The following is a 362-nucleotide window of genomic DNA, read 5'->3' on the forward strand; positions in this document are numbered from 1 at the left end:
TCTACTCTCCCAGAACCCTGCGGTTCAAGTACCATCGACGCTGGAAGGCTTAACGGTCGTGTTCGAGATGGGAACGCGTGGATCCCTTCCGCCATCATCACCAAACAGTCAAAGCGTTTGTTTGCGCCTTGAAAACTAGATACGAAACTTCAACGTAAAGTAYTTYWYTTAGGAATTTTGGTTAAGCCCTCGACCGATTAGTATTCGTCAGCTGCATACGTTGCCGCACTTCCACCTCGAACCTATCAACCTCGTCGTCTACAAGGGGTCTTACATACTGGGAAATCTCATCTTGAGGGGGGCTTCGCGCTTAGATGCTTTCAGCGCTTATCCCCTCCGTACATAGCTACCCAGCTATGCCT

2 rRNA genes are annotated in these 362 nt (G+C 49.7%); both read right to left on the reverse strand.

What is annotated here, in order from left to right:
* Positions 1–105: ribosomal RNA gene (gene rrf, locus AC1DLM_RS35590) — 5S ribosomal RNA — on the reverse strand; the annotation flags it as partial.
* A 72-nt stretch (positions 106–177) separates the two neighbouring features.
* Positions 178–362, reverse strand: a 23S ribosomal RNA gene (locus tag AC1DLM_RS35595); the annotation flags it as partial.

This window comes from Paenibacillus sp. 01T442 (assembly GCF_056398345.1).